General features: G+C 59.6%; 20 protein-coding genes. 5 read left to right on the plus strand and 15 right to left on the minus strand.

What is annotated here, in order from left to right; genetic code table 11:
- Window positions 1-20: 20 nt before the first annotated feature.
- From C5L12_RS18125 to C5L12_RS18145, 5 genes are all read right to left on the minus strand, one after another.
- Entirely contained in the window at window positions 21-2,456 is a 2,436-nt protein-coding gene (locus C5L12_RS18125) for a beta-mannosidase (protein ID WP_105373454.1), read from the minus strand.
- Window positions 2,457-2,465: 9 nt separating this feature from the next.
- Entirely contained in the window at window positions 2,466-3,578 is a 1,113-nt protein-coding gene (locus C5L12_RS18130) for an ABC transporter ATP-binding protein (protein ID WP_425350808.1), read from the minus strand.
- 5 nt (window positions 3,579-3,583) lie between these two features.
- Window positions 3,584-4,528: a carbohydrate ABC transporter permease gene (locus C5L12_RS18135; protein ID WP_105373455.1), complete on the minus strand. Its 945-nt coding sequence runs from the start codon at window positions 4,526-4,528 to the stop codon at window positions 3,584-3,586.
- Window positions 4,521-5,423, minus strand: a complete 903-nt coding sequence (locus C5L12_RS18140) for a carbohydrate ABC transporter permease (RefSeq protein ID WP_105373456.1) — start codon at window positions 5,421-5,423, stop codon at window positions 4,521-4,523. Before C5L12_RS18140 ends, C5L12_RS18135 begins: the two co-directional genes overlap by 8 nt.
- A 98-nt stretch (window positions 5,424-5,521) precedes the next feature.
- The gene (locus C5L12_RS18145; RefSeq protein ID WP_105373457.1) at window positions 5,522-6,757 is read right to left on the minus strand and encodes an ABC transporter substrate-binding protein; all 1,236 of its coding nucleotides are present in this window, start codon (window positions 6,755-6,757) and stop codon (window positions 5,522-5,524) included.
- A gap of 415 nt (window positions 6,758-7,172) precedes the next feature.
- On the opposite strand from C5L12_RS18145, the gene C5L12_RS18150 reads away from it, so the two are divergent.
- Together C5L12_RS18150 and C5L12_RS18155 are read left to right on the plus strand one after the other, a co-directional pair.
- Window positions 7,173-8,222, plus strand: coding sequence for a LacI family transcriptional regulator (locus C5L12_RS18150; protein ID WP_105373458.1), 1,050 nt, complete (start codon window positions 7,173-7,175; stop codon window positions 8,220-8,222).
- A 124-nt stretch (window positions 8,223-8,346) separates the two neighbouring features.
- On the plus strand, window positions 8,347-9,153 hold the full coding sequence (locus tag C5L12_RS18155; protein WP_105373532.1) for a sulfite exporter TauE/SafE family protein: 807 nt from the start codon (window positions 8,347-8,349) through the stop codon (window positions 9,151-9,153).
- A gap of 90 nt (window positions 9,154-9,243) precedes the next feature.
- Here C5L12_RS18155 and gndA read toward each other — a convergent pair whose 3' ends face one another.
- Entirely contained in the window at window positions 9,244-10,677 is a 1,434-nt protein-coding gene (gene gndA, locus C5L12_RS18160) for an NADP-dependent phosphogluconate dehydrogenase (RefSeq protein WP_105373459.1), read from the minus strand.
- Window positions 10,678-10,883: 206 nt separating this feature from the next.
- On the opposite strand from gndA, the gene C5L12_RS18165 reads away from it, so the two are divergent.
- Window positions 10,884-11,291 (plus strand): polyketide cyclase, encoded by a 408-nt coding sequence (locus tag C5L12_RS18165; protein ID WP_105373460.1) that lies wholly within the window; start codon window positions 10,884-10,886, stop codon window positions 11,289-11,291.
- 13 nt (window positions 11,292-11,304) lie between these two features.
- Window positions 11,305-11,661, plus strand: coding sequence for a VOC family protein (locus C5L12_RS18170; RefSeq protein WP_105373461.1), 357 nt, complete (start codon window positions 11,305-11,307; stop codon window positions 11,659-11,661).
- Between the two features lie 5 nt (window positions 11,662-11,666).
- On the opposite strand, the gene C5L12_RS18175 is transcribed toward C5L12_RS18170, so the two are convergent.
- The 8 genes from C5L12_RS18175 to C5L12_RS18210 all read right to left on the minus strand — a co-directional run bounded on the left by C5L12_RS18175 (window position 11,667) and on the right by C5L12_RS18210 (window position 19,070).
- Window positions 11,667-12,377: a PAS domain-containing protein gene (locus tag C5L12_RS18175; protein ID WP_157949082.1), complete on the minus strand. Its 711-nt coding sequence runs from the start codon at window positions 12,375-12,377 to the stop codon at window positions 11,667-11,669.
- A gap of 173 nt (window positions 12,378-12,550) precedes the next feature.
- A complete protein-coding gene (locus C5L12_RS18180) occupies window positions 12,551-13,480 on the minus strand; it encodes a lipid A biosynthesis lauroyl acyltransferase (protein WP_105373463.1) in 930 nt (309 codons plus the stop codon).
- Window positions 13,481-13,492: 12 nt separating this feature from the next.
- Window positions 13,493-14,521, minus strand: a complete 1,029-nt coding sequence (locus C5L12_RS18185) for a zinc-binding dehydrogenase (protein ID WP_105373464.1) — start codon at window positions 14,519-14,521, stop codon at window positions 13,493-13,495.
- A gap of 159 nt (window positions 14,522-14,680) precedes the next feature.
- On the minus strand, window positions 14,681-15,967 hold the full coding sequence (locus C5L12_RS18190; protein ID WP_105373465.1) for a beta-ketoacyl-ACP synthase: 1,287 nt from the start codon (window positions 15,965-15,967) through the stop codon (window positions 14,681-14,683).
- An 11-nt stretch (window positions 15,968-15,978) separates the two neighbouring features.
- Window positions 15,979-17,184: a beta-ketoacyl-ACP synthase gene (locus tag C5L12_RS18195; protein ID WP_105373466.1), complete on the minus strand. Its 1,206-nt coding sequence runs from the start codon at window positions 17,182-17,184 to the stop codon at window positions 15,979-15,981.
- Window positions 17,185-17,217: 33 nt separating this feature from the next.
- On the minus strand, window positions 17,218-17,691 hold the full coding sequence (locus tag C5L12_RS18200; RefSeq protein WP_105373467.1) for a 3-hydroxyacyl-ACP dehydratase FabZ family protein: 474 nt from the start codon (window positions 17,689-17,691) through the stop codon (window positions 17,218-17,220).
- A gap of 18 nt (window positions 17,692-17,709) precedes the next feature.
- Window positions 17,710-17,994, minus strand: coding sequence for an acyl carrier protein (locus C5L12_RS18205; RefSeq protein WP_105373468.1), 285 nt, complete (start codon window positions 17,992-17,994; stop codon window positions 17,710-17,712).
- A gap of 101 nt (window positions 17,995-18,095) precedes the next feature.
- Window positions 18,096-19,070: a nucleoside hydrolase gene (locus C5L12_RS18210; RefSeq protein WP_105373533.1), complete on the minus strand. Its 975-nt coding sequence runs from the start codon at window positions 19,068-19,070 to the stop codon at window positions 18,096-18,098.
- 175 nt (window positions 19,071-19,245) lie between these two features.
- Between C5L12_RS18210 and C5L12_RS18215 the strand changes: the two genes are divergently transcribed.
- The gene (locus tag C5L12_RS18215) at window positions 19,246-20,031 is read left to right on the plus strand and encodes a TSUP family transporter (RefSeq protein WP_105373469.1); all 786 of its coding nucleotides are present in this window, start codon (window positions 19,246-19,248) and stop codon (window positions 20,029-20,031) included.
- Window positions 20,032-20,063: 32 nt separating this feature from the next.
- Here the strand turns inward: C5L12_RS18215 and cobU are convergent, their stop codons facing one another.
- Window positions 20,064-20,585, minus strand: coding sequence for a bifunctional adenosylcobinamide kinase/adenosylcobinamide-phosphate guanylyltransferase (gene cobU, locus C5L12_RS18220; RefSeq protein ID WP_105373470.1), 522 nt, complete (start codon window positions 20,583-20,585; stop codon window positions 20,064-20,066).
- Between the last annotated feature and the right edge of the window lie 205 nt (window positions 20,586-20,790).

Below are 20,790 nucleotides of genomic sequence, written 5' to 3' on the forward strand. Positions count from 1 at the left end.
GATCCTCCTTGAGAAGAGCGTCAGCCTGCCGTCTGGCAGGAATGGAGATCGTAGATACGGAAATTCGGGATCGCGTCCGTCCGTGCGGCGGGCGTGAAGGTGATCCGGCGGCTTTCGCCGGCAGCAAGGTCGAAGGCATTGTCGGAATAGCGGCCGGCCGTATCGCTTTCGATCAATACGAAAAGCGCAAGCCCCTTCGCCTGTACGAGAAGATCGATCGCGCCGTCACCGGCAGGAGACATGGAGAACTCAAGGCCCGCCGGCTCCAGGTCGAGGGCTTTGTAGGTGCCGTGGACATAGTGCCCCTCTCCGCCCATCCCGTTGGATGCGGTAAAGGTCCAGGCCATGATTGAGTTCTCCGGCAGATCTGAAACCGGCAGCCTCAAAGCCGTTACCGCAGAGTCCGGCGTACAGACGGCTTCGATGCTCTTGAGCAGCTTGCGCTCGCCCGAAAGCGTCAGCAGGGAAAGATTGATGGTGACCGTGATATCGGCAGGCGTGTCGTTGACCAGCGAAATCTGGATATCCTTGCCATCTTGGGATGGAATTGCAGCCACCGCAACCGGCTGGAAGAAGCGCCGGGCCATGTAGTGCAGCACTTTCCAGCTGCCGCCATAGTCAAGGCTCGACCAGGAGGCGACCGGCCAGGTGTCATTGAGCTGCCAATAGAGCGTGCCCATGCAATGGGGCTTCAAGGACCGCCAGTAATCGACTGCCGTCTTGATCGCCACGCCCTGTTGCACCTGGCTCAGATAGACGAAGTTCGGAAAATCCTTCGGGAAGCGGAAATTGCGGAACATCGTGCCGGCGATGCGCTCGTTGCCGCCGACATTCTTCTGGTGGTGCTCCATCACCGGCGACGCGATGTTCATGTCCTTGCTCGCCGCATAGGTCTCGATGACTGGCAACGAGGTATAGGACTGGAAACCAAATTCGGAGCAGAAACGGGGACGGACCGAACGGTAATTGTCGAACGGCTTGTTCTCGTGCCAGACCGACCAGTAATGCATGTCTCCCGACCCGTCCGCATGCCATGCATCGCCATAATCGAGGTAGCCGGAGGCCGGGCTCGAGGGCCACCAGATGGCTTCCGGAGCCGCCTTCTTCAGTGCCTGCTCGATCACCCGGTTCAAACGGTCATAAGAAACCAGATAACGATCCCGGTTTTCGAGAGACTCCTTGAACCAGTTGAGCGCGCCGACCAGTTCGTTATCGCCGCACCAGACGACGATCGATGGATGCGAGATCAGGCGCCGCACCTGGTAATCCACCTCCGCCTCGGCATTTTCGAGGAAATCGGGCGTGGATGGATAAAGATTGCAGGCGAACTGAAAGTCCTGCCAGACCATCAAGCCGAGCCGGTCGCAGAGATCGTAGAACCAGTCGGCTTCATAGAACCCGCCGCCCCAGACGCGAAGCATGTTCATGTTCGCGTCGACCGCCGATTGCAACAGATCCTCGGTCTTTTGGGGACTGGTCAACGAAAACAGCGCATCAGCCGGAATCCAGTTCGCACCGCGGCAGAAGATCTCGCGGCCGTTGATGCGAAAGGCGAAGCGACTGCCGGCCTCGTCGGGATCGGTGAGGAGTTCGACGGTCCGTAGGCCGATTTGGCGGGTAACAGCCTCGCCAGGAATATCCACCGTCAGCGTGTAACGATGCTGATCGCCGCTGCCCGCCGGCCACCAGAGTTTCGGGCTTTCGATCTCGAAGACATGGTGGACAATCGTCTCGCCAGCCTCGATACCGCAATCGAGCCGCACCCGGTCCCCCTCGAGCTCGAAATGCACCGGTACGATGCCAGGATCTTTTGCGTAAAGCGTCAGAGCGACGTGAAGCTCGACCTTGCCTTCACCGTGTCTCTGCCTGGTGACGATATGTTCGATGCGAGCCGTATCGAGCTTGTTCAGCGAGATTTCGCCATAGAGGCCGAGCGGCGCGAGTGCGATATTCCAATCCCAGCCGAAATGGCATTGCGGCTTGCGCAGCATATTGCCGTTCGGGATCGGGCAGTTTCCCGTGGAATACGGAATATAGAAGGGTTGGCGCGCCTGGCGCTCTGCCGCTGCTTTTATGTTCGAATGGAAGTGGATGCGGATCGTATTTTCGCCGGGCTGAAGGGCCGACGAAACATCCGGCCGGTAGCGCCGGAAGCAATTGTCTGCCGAAAGTACCGGGACATCGTTTACAAAGACGATGGCGACCGTATCGAGATCGGTGATGTCGAGATACCAGTTGCCGTCCGGATCATCGACGATGAACTGCCGCTCAATCACCCAGTCCTGATGCGCCACCGACTGTACGTCGTTCTCGTTGCGGCCAAAATAGGGGTCGGGAATGATGCCGGCCGCCTTCAGCCCGCTGTGAACGTCGCCCGGGATCTGCATCTCGGTGCGGTGCGTTCCGTCGGCGGACGCAAGCTGCCAGGAGCCGGAAAGGTCTAGGGAAGATTCCATTGGCTCTGCTCAGATGCGGTCTTCTGTCTCGGCGTCGAAAAGGGAGGCCATCGTCATATCGAAAGCAAGCCGGACCCTGGTGCCGACGGCATAACGGCGAGCGCCGCCGATGCGCACCGACATGGTATGGCCCGCATGTTTGAGCCAGAGAAGGTTGTCGGCGCCCATCGGCTCCTCGATGTCGACTACCGCCTCGTGGACCTCGCCGCCCTGAATGTCGCCATCCACCTTGATATGCTCGGGCCGGACGCCCAGAATTACCTTGCGCCCTGCCCTCAGCGGCTCCGACGCATCGTAACCGTCGAGCGAGAAGCTGACGTCGTTCGTTCTGAAAACGATGCGGCCGCCCTCGCCCACCAGTTCTCCGGTCAGGAAGTTCATCGACGGCGAGCCGATGAATCCGGCCACGAACCGGTTTCTGGGCCGGTTGTAGATGATCACCGGGTCATCAAGCTGTTGAATCACGCCGCTCTTCATGATCGCAATCCGGTCGGCGAGCGTCAGCGCCTCGATCTGGTCGTGCGTCACATAGATCATCGTGTTCTTAAGCGACTGGTGCAGGCGCTTGATTTCGACACGCAGTTCCGAGCGCAGCTTGGCGTCCAGATTCGACAGCGGTTCATCGAACAGGAACACGTCGACGTCGCGCACCAGCGCTCGCCCGATCGCCACACGCTGGCGCTGTCCGCCGGAAAGCTCGGCCGGCTTGCGCTTCAGGAGCGGCTCGATCTGCAGGATGCCGGCGGCGCGCGCCACGCGACGATCGATCTCATCCTTGGGGACCTTCGCCACTTGAAGACCGAAGGAAAGGTTCTTTTCCACCGTCATCTGCGGATAGAGCGCATAGGACTGGAAAACCATGCCGATGCCTCGATCCTTGGGCTCCTCCCAGGTGACGTTCCTGTCCTTGATGAAGATCTGGCCCTCGGTGGGTTCGAGAAGTCCCGCGATACAGTTGAGCAGCGTTGACTTGCCGCAGCCGGAAGACCCGAGCAACACCAGGAACTCGCCATCGCGGATGTCGAGATTGAGGTTCTCGAGAACCTTCACCGAGCCGAAAGAAAGCGACAGATCGCGAATGGAGACGCTGCTCTGCTTGCCGATGGAAACCATATTGTGCATCAGGCTTACCCTTTGACTGCGCCGGCGGCGATACCGCGAACGAAAAGCCGGCCGGACAGGAAATAGACGATGAGCGGAACGGCGCCCGTCAAAAGCGTCGCCGCCATGTTGACGTTGTATTCCTTCACGCCCTGAACCGAATTGACGATGTTGTTGAGCTGAACGGTCATCGGATAGGTATCCGGTCGGGTGAAGACGACGCCGAACAGGAAGTCGTTCCAGATGCCGGTGACCTGCAGGATCATCGCAACCACGAAGATCGGCAGCGACATCGGGAGCATGATCCGGAAATAGATCTGCCAGAACCCGGCCCCGTCGATACGCGCCGCCTTGAACAATTCCACCGGAAGCGAGGCGAAATAGTTCCGGAAAAGCAGCGTCAGGATCGGCATGCCGAAGATCGTGTGGACGATGACCAGCCCCGTAAGTGTGCCGTAGATCCCCAACTCCCTGAGAACGATGACGATCGGATAGATCATCACCTGATAGGGAATGAAGGCGCCGATGATGAGGATGGAGAAGAACAGCTCCGCTCCCTTGAACCGCCAGTTGGCAAGCGCATAGCCGCTGACCGAGGCAACCGCGATCGAAACGACCACGGAAGGCACGAGGATGCGTACGGAATTCCAGAATCCTCGGGACAGACCGTCGCAGTTGAGCCCGGTGCAGGCCTGCGCCCAGGCCTTCACCCAAGGCTCGAAGGTAATCTCCATCGGCGGCGAGAAGATGTTGCCGAGACGGACCTCGGGCATGCCCTTGAGCGAGGTGACGACCATCACGTAAAGCGGCAGCAGGTAATAGAGCGCTGCGACGGTGAGGGTCCCGTAAAGCACGATATTGCGGGTCGACAGCATGCGGCGCGGCTTGCGGCCGCTCGGGCCGGAGGCAAGGCGGGAAGAAACCGCGTCAAAACCCGCGGCGGTCGTGTTGAGGGTGCTGATATTAGCCACGCTTGCGTCCTCCGAACTCGAGATAGGCCCACGGGACCACGATGATAGCGACGGTCAGCAGCATCATCGTCGAGGCGGCAAAGCCCTGACCGAGGTTCTGGGCCTGGAACATGTAGTCGTAGACGTATTTTGCCGGGACTTCGGAAGCGTTGCCGGGACCGCCGCTGGTCTGTGCCACCACGAGGTCGTAAACCTTGACGATGCCGCTCGCGATGATCACGAGCGTGGTGATGAATACCGGGCGCATCATAGGAATGATGATAAGAAGATAGGTCTTCCACATCGGAATGCCGTCGACGCGCGCCGCCTTCCAGATGTCCTCGTCGATGCCGCGCAGACCGGCCAGCATCAGGCACATGACGAGCCCCGTGCCCTGCCAGAGAGCGGCGATCAGGATGCCATAGATGACGATGTCGGGATCATAGAGCGGATCGAAGGCGAACGAGGTCCAGCCAAGCGAGCGGATGACGGATTGAATACCGAATTCAGGGTTGAGTACCCACTGCCAAACCAGCCCTGTAACGATGAAGGAAAGAGCGAAGGGGTAGAGAAAGATCGTCCGGAAAGCGTTCTCGAACCGGATCTTCTGATCCATCAGCGCCGCCAGCATGAAGCCTATGACCAGACTGAAGATCAGCGAAAGGATGCCGTAGATGGCAAGGTTCTGGATTGAGATGATCCAGCGGGACGATGCCCAAAGACGTTCGTATTGATCGAGGCCCACGAAGTTGAGCCGTGGCAGAAGCCTGGAATTCGTAAAGGAATAAAACACCGTCCAGAGTGTGCCGCCGAGGAAGATCACCAGGGCGACAAGCATCATCGGGATGGAAGCGATCTTCGCATTGAGGTTGCGGAAGAGCTGGTTGGGTCGGCCGGTCGGAGCATGTGCCGCCATGGTCTCTCCTCTCCAGGGAATGAACCGTTTCCTGAAAACAAATCCTCGTTCCGGCCCCGTATGCTACGGGGCCGGTTTCCGGGGCATCCGGGAGGAAATCAATCCGCCGAGCCGATGATATCCGCGAAGCGCTTCTGCGCAGCTTCCGGAGTGATCGAGGCATTGGCGAAGAATTCGGACATCAGGTCTTCCTTCTGCTTCTGCGTATCGGCCGAAACGAGCTGATCGACGCTCTTGATGATATTGCCCTTGCCGAGGATCTCGAGACCCTTTTTCATGCAGTCATTGGCAGCGGCGAGATCGACGTCGCTGCGAATAGGAAGAGAGCCCTTTTTAAGGTTGAACGCGACCTGCGTTTTTGGATCCACGATTGCCGCAGCGAGGATATCCTGAGCCTTGGACTTCTCTTCATCCTTCAGCAGCGGGAAATAGAATGCATCGCCGCCGGTCGTCAGATACTCGTTGAGACCGAGACCCGGAAGGCAGGTATAGTCCGTTCCGGCCTTCTTGCCGGCAATCTGGAACTCGCCCTGTGCCCAGTCCCCCATGATCTGACCACCAGCCTTGCCGGTCAGGACCATGTTGGTTGCCTGGTTCCAATCCTGGACATTGCTGCCCTTCGCCATGTCGCGGGCCTGGGCTGCAGCTGCGAAGATCTTTGCCATCTCCGGACCACCGGCTGTCTCGGCGTCCTTCTTGACGTAGACCGTCTCGTAAAGTTCCTTGCCGCCAAGCGAGATGGTCAAGGTGTCGAACAAGCCGTTCGCCTGCCAGGCCTGACCGCCCAGCGCCAGCGGCTGGATCCCGGCCTTCTTCAAAGCAGGCGCCGCCGCAACCAGATCGTTCCAGTTCTTCGGAACATCGACGCCGGCCTTCTTGAAGGCTTCGTTAGAAAGCCACAGCCACTGCCACGAATGGATATTGATCGGCGCGCAATAGATCTTGCCGTCGATGGTGCAGGAATCAAGCAGGCTCGCCGGCTTGATGACATCCTTCCACTTGCCCTTCTCCGCAACCGCCGTGAGGTCGCGCATCAGGCCTTCCTGGACCAGTTCCTCGGCCTGACGGCCGTGGTTGAACTGAGTGGCGCCCATGGGATCGCCGCCGGTGATGCGGCTGATCATGATCGGCCGCGCGGTGCTGCCGGAACCGGCGATGGCGCCATCCACCCACTTGTTGCCTGTTGCGTTGAATGCTTTTGCGAGTTCGCCAACAGCGGCAGCTTCGCCACCGGAAGTCCACCAATGGGTGACTTCCAGATCGGTGGCATGAGCAGCGCTGAACGGCAGCGTTACGGTTGCGGCAAAAGCGGCCGCCATCGCACGAATATTCATGAGTGTCCTCCCTCACTGAAACGTTGCCGTGAAAACCTAGGACAATCGCCGGGATCGCGCAACCGCTTTTGCCGGAAAAAATTTCGGCCGCGGGATAATACATCTTAAACGTGCAGATTCGGACATCTAGCTGTGAAGCGAGCAATGTATAAATGCCCGAAGAATAGAAGATTCTCGGAAATTTCTCCAAGCGTCTGCGGCTTTTCCCTTAGCGTCTGCAAAAAATGACTTCGCACCTGCGTTGTGCAATCTGTGGCAGCAGGAAACGGAATGGCATCAAAATTTTTCTCGACATTTTACCTGTATCGTTTCAGTTATTGAATTCTGATGAGGAGACAGGAAAGGGTCGCCGCCGTTTTCAGGCAAGCTTGAGCCCACTATAGTGGCCACCTGACTCGGGCAGCGACGGCAAATAATGGACGATAGCGGAAGATCAAGGACGGGCGGATCGCAGGTGGTCCGTGAACGTCCCACCTTGAAGACAATCGCCTATATGACAGGTTTAGGGATCACCACCGTGTCGCGGGCGCTCAAGGACGCGCCTGACATCGGTGCAGAGACCAAGGAACGCGTTCGTCTCGTTGCCAACCAGCTCGGTTACCAGCCGAACCGCGCCGGCGTGAGGCTGCGCACAGGTAAAACAAACGTTATCGCCCTCGTCCTGAGCATCGACGAGGAATTGATGGGCTTTACGAGCCAGCTCGTGCACGGGATTTCCGAGGTGCTCGGCGGCACCCAGTATCACCTGGTGGTGACGCCGCATTCCTTCCAGAAGGACCCGATGGTGCCCGTGCGCTACATCCTCGACACCGGCTCCGCCGACGGAGTGATCATATCCCGCATAGAGCCCGAAGATGCACGCGTGCGGCTGATGACGGAGCGGAACCTTCCTTTCGTCACCCATGGCCGCACCGATATGGGCATCGCCCACCCCTATCACGACTATGATAACGAGGCCTATGTCTATCAGGCCGTCCGGAAGCTCATCGAAAAGGGGCGCCGGCGCATTGCCCTTCTCGCGCCGCAGAGCCGCTTTTCCTTCTACAACCATAGCCGCAACGGTTTCGAACGTGGCCTGGCGGATTTCGGCGGAACGGAAGTTCCCATGGGACGCGTGACGACCGAGACACCGCTCGACGAGATCCGCGCCCATGCCGAGAGGCTGATGCGTTCTGCCGAGCCGCCGGACGGCATTATCTCGATCAGCGGATCTTCGACGATCGCTTTGGTTGCCGGTTTGGAAGCCGCAGGCAAGAAGCTTGGCGTCGATCTCGATATGGTGTCGAAACAGTCCGCCGAGTTCCTGAACTGGATCCGTCCGGAAATCTACACGGTCAACGAGGATGTGCGGCAGTCCGGGCGCGAACTGGCCAAGGCACTGATGGCACGCATCGACGGTGTGGCGCCGGAGCTCCTCCAGAGCGTGGCGCAGCCGGTCTGGTCGAAAAGAGCGCCGAGGGACTGAGGGTTTCACCGCAGCGGCGGTCGTCCCCATCACCCCATTTGACGGCGGGGACCACGGTTTCGTGCCATCGACCCGGTCGGCTATCCGGCACGAAATATCTGTGCATATATATATATATATCGGCATGAGCGCCGCTACCGACACTCCCGTTCCTCGCAGCCTGCCCGCCGCTTTCTGCGGCGGAACACTTATCGGGGGCCTCGGCGGTTTGATAGGGCTTGGAGGCGCTGAATTTCGCCTGCCTCTTCTGATCGGCCTGTTCAGGTTTCCGGCACTGGAAGCCGTCATACTCAACAAGGCGATGAGCTTGGTGGTGGTCGTCACCGCGATCCCGTTCCGCAGCGGAACCGTTCCCTTCGGCGCGGTCGCCGGTCACTGGCCGATCATTCTCAACCTTCTTGCCGGAAGCCTGCTCGGCGCCTGGCTCGGTGCGGGATGGACGACGCGCCTACGGTCGGAAACGCTGCACAAGGTCATTGCCGCCATGCTGGTCGCCATCGCGGTGGTCCTTGTCCTGGGACATCAGCTGACATCCAGCCAGGCTCTGGTCACCGGGCCGGCTCCGCTCGTCGCGGGTGTGATTGCGGGCTTCATCATCGGCATCGTCGCTGCATTGCTCGGCGTAGCAGGCGGTGAACTGCTGATCCCGACGCTCGTGCTACTCTTCGGCGTGGACATCAAACTGGCGGGCAGCCTGTCCCTTGCGGTGAGCCTTCCGACCATGCTCGTCGGCTTCACCCGGTACAGCCTTGACGACAGCTTCTTCGCCATCACCAGAAACAGACTGTTCCTGGTGATAATGGCGATCGGGTCGATTGCCGGCACATTTCTGGGAGGCATGCTTCTGGGTCTCGTGCCGGACGCCCTTCTGCTTCCGGCGCTGGCCTTGATCCTGCTGATTTCCGCAGTGAATGTGTGGCGGCACGCCTGACTTCTCGAGTCACCGTCGCCATGCGTCGATTGCGAATGCAAAAAGCCCGCCTTACCGGCGGGCTTCGATCTGCAGGAATTGCTTTCCCGATCAGGCAAATTCAGCGAGGCCGCTACCCCATGGGCCGTGGTGCTTGTCGACGCCATCGACGCGGTCGAATCCATGCGCGCCGAAGAAGTCGCGCTGCGCCTGGATTAGATTGGCCGTGCCGCGCCCGCGGCGATAGGCATCGAAATAGGAAAGCGCCGAAGCGAGTGCCGGGGCCGGCAGGCCGGAAAGCGTCGCAAACGATACGACCCGGCGAAGAGCGCCATCGGTATCCTTCACCATCTGCGAGAAGGCCGGGGTGACGATGAGGTTCGCCACATGCGGATCCTTGGTGAAGGCCGAGGTGATTTCATCCAGGAACTGCGAGCGGATGATGCAGCCGGCGCGCCATATCTTGGCGATCGTCGGCATCGGCAGGTTCCAGCCGTACTCGGCGGAAGCGGCGGCCATCACCGCGAAGCCCTGAGCATAGGCGCCGATCTTGGCCGCGAGCAGCGCATTTTCAAGATCGGCGATAAAGGCTGCCTTGTCCTTTGGCGTGTCTGAAATCTTCGGCAGGCCGAAAATCTTTTCCGCCGCCTCGCGTTCCGTCTTCTGCGAGGACAGAATACGTCCGGCAACGGCGGCTTCGATGGCGGTCGCCGCGACGCCCATGTTCTGGGCTTCGATGACGGACCACTTGCCGGTGCCCTTCTGCCCGGCAGCATCAACGATCAGATCGACCATCGGCTTGCCGGAGATCGGGTCCGCGGCCTTCAGAACCTTCTCGGAGATTTCGATGAGATAGGAATTGAGGCGGCCGGTATTCCATTTGCCGAACACTTCGCCGATCTCTGTCGCGCTCATGCCGAGGCCGTCGCGCAGGATGCCGTAGATTTCGGCGATCATCTGCATGTCGGCATATTCGATGCCGTTGTGTATCGTCTTGACGAAATGGCCGGCGCCATTCTGCCCGAGCCAGGCAACACAGGGTTCGTCGTTGAATTTGGCGGAGATCGAGGTCAGGACCTTTTCGACACGCTTCCAGCTTTCCTCGGTGCCGCCGACCATGATCGACGGACCGTGCCGGGCACCCTCTTCGCCACCCGAAACACCCATGCCGATGAAGGTCAGGCCGCTATCCTTCAGATTGTCGAAGCGGCGCATCGTGTCGCGGAAATTGGCATTGCCCGCGTCGATCATGATATCGCCTGAAGACAGATAGGGTTTCAGAAGCTCCATTTGCTGGTCGACCGGATCGCCGGCCTTGATCATGATGATGATCGGCCGCGGCGGGCGGATGGAGGCGACGAAATCTTCCGAAGTCTCGCAAGGGACGATTTGCCCCTGCAGGCCACCTGCCTCGGCGTAAAACTTGCGTGTGGCCTCTGGAGAGCGGTTGAAGACGGCGATCTTGTTGCCCTTCTCGGCGATATTGAGAGAGAGGTTAGAGCCCATGACGCCGAGCCCGATAAGGCCGATTTCTGCCTGTTCCACGGATGTGCCTCCATTTGAAGATTCGCGGCTGTTGTCGCATTCAAACCTTCAAACGGCAAGGCAGGCACGACGCTAAACGATTAAATTTCCATGACACTCAACCCCGTCGTCAGTCCATAACGTAACGATCATAGAGAGAAATGATCTTGTTTTGTTCCATCTTTCCGGGTTAATCTGGGGGACGACGGCAAGAGACGGAGAAAGTCATGTCGATATTGCCCGCACGGATCATCCATATCAGCATCGCAAAGCCCTGGCAGGAGGTCTACGCCTTTGCCAAGAGGCCTGAAAACATGCCGCTCTGGGCATCCGGCCTCGCATCCGGTCTCACCCGGGAGGGTGAGGAATGGGTGGGAGACGGTGGTCCGATCGGAGATGTGCGCGTTCGCTTCACGCCGGACAACCCGTTCGGCATCCTCGATCATCAAGTGACGATGGAAAGCGGCCTCGTGGTGGAAAACCCCTTGCGTGTCGTGCCGAACGGAGATGGCGCCGAGGTCATGTTCACGCTCCTGAAGCGCCCCGACCTTGACGACGCTGCTTTCGAGACGGACGCCGCAACCGTTTCGAAGGACCTCGGGACGCTGAAAAGCATTTTGGAAAATAAGCAATAGGAAGGGCGTAGCCATGGGTAGCAAGGGAGCAGACCGGAAGATCGACTATGTCGAGTTTAATGTGCGCGACATAGGAAGGGCAAAGGCATTTTACGGCTCGGCATTCGGCTGGACCTTCACGGACTACGGTCCGGATTATTGCGAGTTTCAGGACGGCCGGCTGACGGGAGGTTTTGCAAATTCTGCGGACGTGAGCGCCAAGGGCGGGCCGCTTGTCATCCTCTTTGCCGACGACATAGAGGACGCGCAGGCGCGGATCGAAAAAGCCGGCGGCGTGATCCTCAAGCCGATCTTCTCTTTTCCCGGCGGACGGCGCTTTCACTTCGCCGATCCGGAAGGATACGAACTGGCCGTCTGGTCGGACAAATAGCCAGGTTAAGCGGCAGGGCGGCGGCGACGATCAGCCGTCTCCTGCATCACCACGAGCGCGCCGAGCTTCGCTGCGCCCGAAAGACATGGCGACATTCGGCAGCGAATGACGACCGTTTGGCCGTCGATCTGGTCGGCATAGGTCAGCGAGAGATTTTCGCCCGCAAAGCACCGGTCGATACTCGCCCTGAATTCCTTCTGGAAATGATGAACGCCGACGAACTCGGCAAAATGCCGCCCTATCAGTTCTTCACGCGGCACATCCAGGCGACGGGCATTGGTCTCGTTCGAATAAAGGATCCGGTAGCCGGAGCCGACTACCACTATACGATCGGATATCCGGTTTAAAAGCGCGTCGTTAAGAAAACCGTCAGCCAAGGCGTCCGCCAACACCGTGGCGCCGTCTGCCTCCGGATCAGTATGCGGATCCACAGACACGGGAGGATCCGTCAGCAAATAACGCTCGACCAGCATCTGTAACAGGTGGCCGGTGCGCCGTACGCAGCCCCTGTCGTCGGCCTCCTCGTTCAGGAGGTTGATTGCAAACCGGAATTGGGCCTGGATATTGGCCGGTTCTTTCTCCTGATTGGAGAAGATTGCGAGCAGAAGTGGGTCGAGTTCCCGGTCGAGAGCCGCAGTGGTGTGCGTATCGTCCCGTTCGATTGCCTGCCGCAGATCAGCATACTTGGACCAGAAAAGATCGATCAAAGCTTCCAAAAATGCACCCTCTCCCGTCTCGGAGACATGCCGGTCCTTCCCCCGAAGCTCGGCGTCTCTGCCATTCAAAGCGAATCACATTAATTCTTTTCTCAAAATCGGACCCAATTTGTGGCCGATGACTTAATACAGGAAAATCGCAGATACGGACATTGGTCTGGAAAGTAATGCGGTCATAGGGACCACTTAATCTTCCAGCGGTCGTGGTACCAGAGCCATTGCTCGGGATACTCCCGGACCCAGCTTTCCACCTTATCATTGAGAATCTGGGCGGTGGCCTGAACATCGAGATTGCCCTTTTCGTCGCGCGGCAGTTCGATCTTTGGCTCTATCTCGAGCCGGTAGCGGTTGTCCGGCAGACGGATGCAGCGGGCGGGATAAACCTCGGCGTTGAATTGCCGGACGAGCTTGCCGAGCAGCGGGTTGGTCCTTACAGGTCTCCCGAAAAAGGTCGTTTTCAGCCCTTTGCGGAACTTTTGATCAACGAGTACCCCCACGCCGCCGCCGTGTTCGAGCCTGCGCGCCAGCGCAAAAGATGAGCCCGCATGCGAGGGCACGAGTTGGCCCATACGGCTTGCCCTAAAATCGAAGATTTTCTTTGCAATGTACGGGTTGTTCGGCGGACGGAAGAGAACCATGACTTCCAGGCCGAACGCCTTACCCGCAACCGGCAGCAACTCGAAATTGCCGGTGTGCCCGGTAAAGACGATGAAGGGACGCGGATTGTCGCGCAGGTCGACGAAGATCGGAATGCCCGACACTTCCACCCTGCCCGGCTTCGGCCGCTCCGGGTCAAAATCGAACAACCGGTCGAGGAATACGTATTCCGCCGCAAGGCGGCCCATATGTCCCCAGCTGGCGACCGCGATCTCCTGCAACTCCTCCTCGGCCTTTTCGGGGTAGGCATTGCGCAGATTGGTCAGCATCAGCTTATGCCGGCTGAGCTTCGGACCGACGCGACGCGCCATGCGGTCGGCAAAGCGGATCGCGGGATCGGCAGGGAAAACTTTGAGGAGATTGAGAGCCCCGAAGGCGATCTGCGCCACCAGCCATTGCTGGAAGTTTCTCAGTGCGATCACGATACGGGTGAGGAACATCTTCACGGGGCGGCAACCTCAATCCATGCGCAGCACGATCTTGCCGAAGATCTGCCGGCTTTCCATCCGTGCCAGCGCCGTGTCGATGTCACCGAAAGTGACTTCCGTATCGATGACGGGATGTACAATGCCTTGCGCCATCTTCTGCATAGCGTCGGCCATGTTTTCCATCCGGCAGCCGAAGGAGCCAAGCAGTTTCAGCTGCTGCTGGAAGAGCATCATCAGGTTCATCTCAGTCGAGACACCAGACGTCGAGCCGCAGGTAACGAGGCGGCCGCCCCGCTTCATGCACAGCATCGAGCCGGCCCAGGTATCCTTGCCGACATGCTCGAAAACGACGTCGACGCCCTTCTTCTTGGTGAGCTTGCGAACCACACCTTCGAAGCGGTCCGTCCTGTAGTTGATGACGTGATCCGCGCCGAGCGCCTTGGCGCGCTCGATCTTGTCGTCCGAGCCGACGGTCGTGATGACGGTGCACCCCATCTTCTTGGCGAGCTGGATTGCTGCCGTGCCGATGCCCGAGCCGCCGGCATGAATAAGGATCGTCTCGCCCGGCTGCAGTTTGGCATTGTCGAACAGCATGTGCTCGACGGTGCCGAATGTGACGGGAGCGAGTGCGGCAGCCACCGCATCGACACCCGGAGGCGCCGGGACCAGCAGCCGGGCCGGTAGGTTCGTCTTCTCCTGCGCAAAGCCATCGAGATGGAAGCCGTGCACGCCGGATACGTTTTCGCAAAGATTGTCACGCTTTTCGCGGCAGGGCTTGCAGAGGCCGCAGGTGCGAGCACCGTAGATCGACACAAGCTGTCCCGGCAGGACGCTTGAGACCCCCGGACCGATCGCCTCGACGACGCCGGAGGCTTCCGCGCCGATCGTCAACGGCATCTTGCGTTTGGCAAATGCCATACCGCGCCAGCCCCAGACGTCGATGTGGTTCAGCGCCACCGCCTTTATGCGGAGCGTCACTTCGCCCGGGCCGGGCGCGTCAGGCTCCGGAATATCGACGGCTTCAAGCTTGCGGTCATCGATCAGTTGCAGAGCGCGCATAATAGGTCTTCCTTCGCCCGGAGGCGTTCAATTCGTCAAACGTGGTTGGCGACGGTCTCTACAGCATCGGCCCCAAAATCGAAATGATTTTTGGAAGGCACGATGCGTAGATTCGAGAATTTAGAGGGTCCTTTGCGCGTCCGAGGGACGCATGGCGCTCTAGGCCGGTTCCAGCGCCATGACAAGGCTGGCGTTCTGGCCGCCGAAACCGAAGGAATTGGAAAGAACCGCCATCGGCCGAGCATTGCGCTTCGTATTCGGCACCACATCGAGCACGATCGTCGGATCGGGATTGGTGTAGTTGATGGTGGGCGGCAGCGTGCCGGTCAGCATCGTCTGGAACGAAAAGACGGCTTCGACGGCGCCGGCAGCCGTCAGGGTATGGCCGATCATCGATTTGTTCGAGGAAACCGGGATGTCCTTCAACCTGTCGCCGAAAACGGCGAGCATGGCGCCATATTCCATCTTGTCGTTTTCCGGCGTCGACGTGCCATGCGCATTGATATAGCCGATCCCGCCCTCGTCCATGCCGGCGTCGGCGAGCGCAGCGCGGATGGTGGCGATCGCCGGGCCGCCGTCCGGCGAGGATCGGGTGCGATGAAAATGATCCGCCTTCTCGCCGCAGCCCTTCATGATGCCAAGCACCTTTGCACCGCGGGCAACCGCCGACTCGAGCGATTCCAGCACCAGCGTCGCGGCACCTTCCGCGATGACGAAGCCGTCCCGGTCCTTGCTGAACGGTTTCGATGCCTTCTCCGGCGGATCGTTCTGCGTCGACAGCGCCGACAGCAACGAGAACCGGATCAGCGCTTCGGCACTGACCGATCCGTCTGTAGCAACAGTGAGTGCGCGATCTGTGCGCCCCTGGCGGATTGCTTCGACGCCGAGCTGGATCGCAGTCGCTCCCGACGCACAGGCCGTCGATAGCGTCACCGGCAGGCCGCGCGTGCCGAATGTGTCGGCAAGGCGTTCCGAGATGGAGCCGAACTGTACCGCTTCGAGAAAGACCGGATCGGGGCGCTCCCGCATCGCCGCCAGGAAGCGATCATAAGCATCGCCTTCCGCCTTTGATGGCGGTGCGCGATCCGCAAGCGCGAAACGGTCGCTCCATTCGGGTTCGACCGGCGGCGCAGCCAGGAAAAGCGGGCCTTCGAAATCGCCCGAAAGCCCAGCCTGCGCGAGCGCTTCGGCGGTGGTTTCGCGGGCAAAGGCGAAAGAGCGCTCGACGGAATTTTCAGCCGGCACCGCGATGAAATCAACCGTGCCGCTGATCCTCGTCGAGAGCTTCTCAGTCGGGAAGCGGGTGATCTTATGGATGCCGGACGTCCCCGAGGTGAGCGCTGCCCAATTGTCCTGCAGCCCGTGGCCGAGCGAGGTAATGACGCCCATGCCGGTGACCGCGACGATCGGGCGGCCGAGATGATCCTTGAAGCGATTGTCGCTCATAAAGCTCTCCTTCACCCTTCGGCAGAAAGGACCGCCAGGCCCTCGCCGCGCGTGTAACCGACCGTCGTCACCACCGCATGTTTAACGGCCGCCGTCATCGGTTTTTCGTTCTGCGCATCGAATGTAGGAACGCACGCGGCGCCATCCAAGCTGAGTGCGGCGAGTGCCAGGCCAAGGGGGAACTGCGCTTCCATCCCATGGCCGGTGACGCCGCCGAACGCTCGAACCGGAGCGCCCGGAAATTGCTTGTCCAGCACAGCTCTTTCGCGAGCCGCAAGATCAACGACACCGCTCGTGCCCGAGAAGACGACCGTATCTTGTGCGGAAAGACCGGATGCGTGGCCGGCCAGACGGGCAAGACGCTTTTCGAGCCTGCCCTCGTCGCGCTGGCCGCGATCGCCCTCGATCGCGTCGATCACCGCATAGATATGGGCGCCCCGCGCCTTGGCATGCGCACGCGATTCCAGCACCAGGAAAGCGCCGACTGACCCCATGATCATGCCGCCGCCGTTATCGGCCGAGCGTGACCAGATGGGATGCCAATCGCCTGTCGCATGCGCCCGGATACCCTCGACGAGAAGGATGATGTCAGCGCGCTCGGCAACAAAGGCGCCACCGACGAGGCTGTGGCTCGACTGGCCGGATCTGATTCGGTGAAAGGCCGTCTCGACGGCTGAAATACCTGCCGACTCTTCACCCATGAAGGTCCGCGACGAACCGGTAACCTTGTGGACAATCGAGATATTGCCGGCAACCAGATTGGAAAGCTGGGCAAGAAACAGCGTCGGGCGCAGCTCCGTGGTAAGCTTCTCGTTCAAAAGCATTTCTCGGTCGTTGCGCTTCAACGCCTCGTCGACGATCAGCGAATCGACCTTGATGTCACGCTCGCCGCCGCCCGCCGCGACGATCATGTCCATCGAGGCACAGGCGTCGGCATCCGTCTTCAGGCCCGCATCGTCGAGAGCGAGGCCCGCGGAAAATACGCCGAGCCGCTGCCAGTTCTCCATCTGCCGCTGATCACCTCGCTTCGGGATCTGCGTCGACCAGTCGATTTCGGGCATCGGATGGATCGGATAAGGAGAAAACCGCTCGGTCTCGACTTTCGGGATTCCAGCTTCCGCCGCCGAAAGCAGGGCGACATGCGGCTCCTTGCCGACGCCCTGGCAGGTGACAATCCCGATCCCGGTAATCACGACATCATTGTCAGACTTCATCATGTCCTCTTTGCCCGCCGTCTCGACGGCCGGGCCTTAAGCGCTGGCGGCGATCGCAGCCATCAAGCCGACTTCTTCCGCACGTTTGCGGATGATCGGCGCCAGCGGAATCTCGCTGAAGGGCATGGTGCGCAGTTTCAGCTGCGCGTCACAGACCTTTTTTCCGCCGCTGGAAATCTTTGCTTTCGTAACGGCGTAGCCGGAGCCCTCATGCTCCAGAAGCGCCTCGATGTCGAGCACCGCATCCGGCTCAACAAAGGTGCGCATCTTGGCGCCATCGACCGACATCAGGAACGGCATCGCCGCAAAATCGGAGGCAGCAAGAACGAGGAATCCGGAGGCCTGCGCCATGGTTTCGATCAGCAGAACGCCGGGCACCAACGGCATGCCGGGAAAATGGCCCTCGAAGACGGGGCTCTTTGCCGGCACGACCGATTGCGCCTTCAACACCTTGGTCCCGAGATCGACCGCTTCGATGCGGTCGATCATCTGGAAATATTCGAGCAACATAAGATTGCCGGCGGCCTATCAGGCCTTTGCCGCCCTCAGCTCGTCGATCTTTGCGCAGAGGTTCTTGAGGACGAAGTATTCTTCCGTCGAAACCTTGCCCTCGTTGACTTCCTGGGTCCACTGTTCCAGCGGAATCTTGATGCCGAATTCCTTGTCAATCGCGAAGACGATATCCAGAAAGTCGAGGCTGTCGATGCCGAGGTCATCGATGGTATGGCTTTCCGGCGTGATCGTTTCACGATCGATTTCGCTGGTTTCAGCGATGATGTCGGCAACTTTGTCGAATGTAGCAGTCACGCCCATGTCCTCTGAAGAATATCAAAATCAAGGTTCCACATAGGGAAATCGATACCAAATGCCAATGGCTTCGTTTTTCAAGCACGAATTTGCATGGGAACTGTTGCCTAAACAGCAATTGCCGGGCGGCCCTCGACCAGTGCGGTGCGGATGACCTCGAGCACCGCGTCGGACTGAACGAAAGTACAGACCGATTGACTGGGATGCCCGTCCCATGGCGTTCCGACGAACCTGCGGCCGCTGTCCGGTGCCTGGATCGTAGCGCCATCGGCAATGCCGCCCGAAACCACCCGGACCGGTCCGGTGCGGACGGTGAAGAGGTCCGGCCGGACCAGATAAACGCAGGCTGTGCTGTCATGAACCGCCATCCCGGAGACCCCGGCACGGCTTCGATAAAAATCGATGTAATATTGCGAAAGATCGGAGAGAAGCTGCAGCGATCTCTCCCCCGATTTCACCATATGGGCGAGATAATCCGCCGACATGATCGTCTTCATGGTCACGTCGAGCCCGACGATGGTGACTTTCCAGGGCGCGGTGAAGAGAATATCCGCCGCTTCCGGATCGCCGTGGATATTCGCTTCCGCTGCCGGGGTGACATTGCCGCCGACGTCGAAGGCGCCGCCCATGACGACGACTTCCTTGACCAGCTGAGCGATCTCCGGATCCGCCCGCAGAGCCAATGCCAGGTTGGTCATGCGTCCCACCGCGATCAGCGTGATTTCCCCCGGATTGGCACGAACCGTCTCAATGATAAACCGATGCGCCGGACGCAAATCGAGCGGCCAGTCGATCACCTGCGGCACGCCGATATTGCCGAGGCCATCGGCACCATGGACAATCGATGCTGCGCGATCGTCGGTACGGGACGGATCGATCGTCTTGTCGGCACCTTTCGAAATAGGGGCGGAGATCCCCCACTCCCGATGCAGAAACTGCGCGTTGCGGGTAGTGAGGTCGAGCGGCACGTTGCCGAAGACCGTCGTTACGCCTAAAAGATCGATCTCCGGATGCCGATGCAGAAAGAGCAATGCCATCGCGTCGTCGACGCCGGGATCCGTGTCGAAAATGACCTTGTGCATGTGCTTCATCCCTATCTTCGGCAGCTTTCAAGGCCGCGCACAATAGCGCCAAACGCTCGAAGAGCAATCCCGCTTTGGGCATGGCTGTTCTCCGGAAGCCCTCCTTGAACCGATCCTCATCAGGGGCGATAAGCGCCTCGTCATTCACATCTCCCTCCGCCGATCGAGTCCACTCTTGAACGACCTCGCCACGCATCTTGTTCTTCTGCTCTTTCTCGCATCCTTCTTCGCCGGTTTTGTCGATTCCATCGCCGGTGGCGGCGGGCTGATCACCATCCCGACGATGCTGATCGCAGGGATCCCGCCGTTGGAATCCCTAGCCACGAACAAGTTGCAATCGCAATTCGGCTCCGCCTCGGCAACCATCGCCTACGCACGACGCGGCCATGTCAATCTGAAAAGCCAGATGCCGATGGCGATTATGTCGATGATCGGCGGCGCCGTGGGCGCCGGCCTGGCCTCGCTGGTGCCTGCGGAATGGCTGGCGGCAGCCATTCCCCTCCTGCTCGTTGCGATCGCCATCTTCTTCTCCGTCAAGCCGAACCTCAATGATGCCGACCGTCACCAACGGGTGACACCGTTCATTTTCGGCCTTAGCGTGGTTCCACTCGTCGGTCTCTACGACGGGATATTCGGGCCAGGCGCCGGCTCCTTCTACATGCTTGGATTCGTGCTCCTCGCGGGCTTCGGCATGCTGAAGGCGACCGCCCATACCAAACTCATCAATCTCGGCTCGAATTTCGGCTCGTTCCTGGTCTTTGCGGCCACCGGTTCGGTGCTGTGGAAGATCGGACTGCTGATGGGTGTCGGTCAATTCCTCGGCGCCCAGGTCGGCTCAAGGCTCGCGATGAAAAATGGCGCGAAGCTGATCAAGCCGCTGCTGGTCTTCTCTTGCCTGGCGCTTGCCATCAAGCTGATCGCCGATCCCGCCCACCCCATCAGGATCTGGTTTGGCTTTTAAAAGAGAGCCCGAAAATCCGATACTGCGTCATCTCAACCCTTCATCCGGAGCGGTAAGCCGGCCGCTACGAAATAGACGTCATCGGCCACGGCTGCAATTCTCTGATGCAACCGGCCGGCATGGTCGCGAAACTCCCGCGCCATCTTGTTTTCCGGAACGATGCCGAGACCGACTTCGTTGGACACCAGAATTATCGGAGCGGAAAGCAATCGCAGCACGCCTGTCAGGTCGGTCGTGGCGGCGTCGATATCCCGCTCCTCCATCATCAGGTTGGTGATCCAGAGCGTCAGGCAGTCAACCAGAATCACCCTGCCCGGTCCATCGATGCTCTGGATTTGCACCGTGAGATCGAGGGGCACCTCGTGCGTTACCCATTGCTTACCTCGATCTGCGCGATGGCGGGCGATACGCTCGCGCATTTCTTCGTCATAGGCACGCCCCGTGGCAATGTAATGCCTCTCGAAACCCGTGTCCCGAGCAAGCGTTTCGGAAAAGGCCGACTTGCCCGAGCGGGCGCCGCCAAGGACGAGGGTCAGCTGACCGGAGGTTTTCATGGCAGGATATGGCCTGTTCCAGAGGGGACCGGACGATTCGTAGACAAAGGAGGCGTCCGGCCCTGTTGGTGTTGGCTCTGGATTTTAATTGCCATCAGATGGTGCCGCGTCGTGAACGACGTGTCAATCTCTCCGGGATCGAGCCATCGAGATCGAATAAAAGAAGCGGATTGACCCGAGGGCAACACAGCGCGAGCCGAAATTC

The organism is Neorhizobium huautlense (assembly GCF_002968575.1).
Taxonomy (GTDB): Bacteria; Pseudomonadota; Alphaproteobacteria; order Rhizobiales; family Rhizobiaceae; genus Neorhizobium; species Neorhizobium huautlense.